Genomic DNA, 2,815 nt, shown 5'->3' with positions numbered 1-2,815 from the left:
CAAGGTTCCCGCAGGACGCGGAGTATGGTTTTGGGAGCGACAGCCGGAGGGTCTATAATATTTTCTTAATGCACAGTTTATCCGTTTGGTGTGATTTGCGTTCTCGCTTTTCAAACGTGTCAAAGGCATTTGTTTAAGAGCTTCTATTCGCTCTGCCAACTAGTTGAACGGATTTTCTCGATGCGAAAGTTGAGTAATAAAAAAAGGGCTGAAATGTTATCGAGTAAGAGGTAACATGCTGCTCCATCTTCATCTAGCTAATCTCCAACAAAAATAATCAAAGCCTACGTATTTTACAATGAGTAAAAAACATAGGCTTTTTCTATTTAAGGGCTTTTGGGACAGTTCCTTCTCTTAATATAAACAGTTAATCGCCAATATATTTACTATATAAGCTTTTTGCTCTTATTAAGTCTTCTGTTCCTTGCACTAATATTCGTCCATCTGGAAAGATAACTAATCTTTCTCCCTCTATTAATTGAACTTGTAATAAAAACGGTGTCTTTTTAACGGTTGCTGCTTTTTCAAGGCGTGTCGCCCAGACTGCTAAGTCCATGCGTTGATTTCTGGCAATTTGCACGGTTTCTCTGCCACATAAAGTTGTGACAGCATCGGTTGCTTGTGCTTCTAAAGCCGGAAACTCGCCATGTTGACAAACCGGACATGTTTCTTTTTTCTTCGTCATTTTCATTTCGTAATCATAATTATTCCATAAATCAAACGTTTTTAATGTGTTTCGCAGTTTATCTTTTTGTCCAACCAAGTATTTCAACCCTTCAACAACTTGAAAAGAAGAAACGATATCTACTACAGGACTAATAACCCCAATCGTATCACATGTTTGGCCATTTCCATCGCCCGGTTGAATAAAGCAGCGTAAACAAGGCGTTTCTTCTGGGATGAATAATGCAGACATCCCTCGAGCACTTACTGCCCCTCCATAAACAAATGGGATGCCCTTTTTAAAACAACTATCATTTAATAAAAAACGAGTCGAAAAATTGTCTGTTCCATCAAACACTAAGTCTATAGACTCCATCATCTCTTCGATGTTTGTTACATTAACATCCGTTACAATTGCTTCAATTTCTACGGCGGAGTTCACTTTCTCTAATCGTTGTTTTGCTGCCACCGCTTTCGGTAAAGCCGATTTCACATCTTCTTCATCGAACAGCATTTGGCGCTGTAAATTGCTTTTTTCAACATAATCACGGTCGACAATCCGAACAAATCCAACTCCTGCTCGAACAAGATGATTCGCTAAAACCGTCCCTAATGCTCCAACCCCAACAATTAGCACCCTTGCATTATTTAATTTTTCTTGCCCCTCTTCACCTATGCCTGGAAAAAGCATTTGCCTTGAATATCGTTCAAATTTATTTTCTGCCATGGACCTTCTCTCCTCTTTTTTTCCTATCGTCTAGTTTAGCTGAGCCACCCATAAAGTGCAAAAAAAGAAAACTGGACCAGAAAATGTACATAAAAAGTTGATCGTTTCGTTATTAAACCGATAAAACCCTTTATAATGTACCGTCTTTTGCTGACAATGCTCCGTTTTCTCCGTAATCGTCTCACAATTTGGACAACGATATTTTATTTGAATTAAAGCCCCAGCATACGTATCAACTAAGTTACCAAAAAAACCAGCACAGATTAACAATAAAACAAGTCCAGTAGAAAAAGAGAACTCATGGCCCCATAACAATAGTGCCAAGAGAACAATGAATACACTTCCAATAGCAGCAGCGATTGTTCCCAATAAACTCATCGCCCCAGAAGTCCCTTGTTTCACTTTTTGAAAAGAAAGAACATCAATTGGTTCTTTTTGGTTTAGCCTCCCAATTTCAGAGGCCCACGTATCAGAAGTAGCAGCAGCCAAGGAAACAATAAAAGCGAAAAGAAACATGTCTATTTCAAAAATACCGTAAAAAAGAGCAAGTAAGGCGGCAACACCACCATTTGCTAAAACTTGCAATCCATCACGAGCTTTATCCTTCTTATCTACTTCATTTTCTTTATTCCTTTTGAATAAAGAACTCCAAACAATCGAGCTAATAAAAAACGCTGCCAATATGAGTAAACCATTTAAACCTAAACCCCAAGAAATCATAAAACCAACGATAACCGCACAAATCGCTCCGGATAAAGTTAATTTTTTCAACCAAAACGACATAATGGCTAACAGAAGGACTCCGATAAATTGAACAATCATCGACTAATCACTTCATTTTCTGTCACAATTAGATCGACTCGTTGGTCATGGATTTCCACAGGGATCTGAGCGAAAACTTGGAAAGAAAAGGCTAGAGCGACTTTGGGGATATTTGTCTGAGCTAAAAACCGATCATAAAACCCACCTCCATACCCTAGTCTTTCTCCTCTTTTGCCAAAAGCAACCCCAGGTACGAGAACAAAATCGATTTCGTTTATGTCGATCCGATTCGTTTTCTCCACATTCGGCTCCTTCAGACTAAATTTAGTTTCTTCTAATTGCTCAAAGCTGGTTACTTCATAAAAAAACATCTCTTTTGTTAAAAAATTAACTCTTGGCAGGACGACTCTTTTCGATGCTTTCCAACATTCTTTTATGAGTTCTATCGTATCCACTTCAAAATGAATGGAAAATGACATCGCAACAACTTCAGCTTTTTTCCAGTAATCTATGTTTTGTAACCGTTTATGGATTTGCTTGGACCATTCTAAATATGTATCTTCTGTTAACTGCTGACGCTCTAATTTGACTTTAGCTCTTAATTGTTTTTTCTTTGTCTCCATTAGAAAATCACACCCTTCTCCAAAGTAGAAAATAACCTTA

Annotated in this window: 3 protein-coding genes; all 3 read right to left on the bottom strand. The window is 38.0% G+C overall.

What is annotated here, in order from left to right:
* Positions 1–367: 367 nt before the first annotated feature.
* Positions 368–1,390 carry a ThiF family adenylyltransferase gene (locus BALCAV_RS20655; RefSeq protein ID WP_003324611.1) on the bottom strand — a complete coding sequence of 341 codons (1,023 nt, stop codon included), beginning with the start codon at positions 1,388–1,390 and terminating at the stop codon, positions 368–370.
* 30 nt (positions 1,391–1,420) lie between these two features.
* Entirely contained in the window at positions 1,421–2,212 is a 792-nt protein-coding gene (locus BALCAV_RS20650) for a DUF92 domain-containing protein (RefSeq protein WP_003324612.1), read from the bottom strand.
* A partial coding sequence (locus BALCAV_RS20645) for a 5-formyltetrahydrofolate cyclo-ligase (RefSeq protein WP_081939347.1) occupies positions 2,209–2,815 on the bottom strand: 607 nt, incomplete at its 5' end. The genes BALCAV_RS20645 and BALCAV_RS20650, both read right to left, overlap by 4 nt.

Source organism: Alkalihalobacillus alcalophilus ATCC 27647 = CGMCC 1.3604, from assembly GCF_000292245.2.
In the GTDB taxonomy this organism is placed as follows: Bacteria; Bacillota; Bacilli; order Bacillales; family Bacillaceae_D; genus Alkalihalobacillus; species Alkalihalobacillus alcalophilus.
Note: the sequence above shows the minus strand (reverse complement) of the source record. Positions and strands in the feature narration are given on the sequence as shown.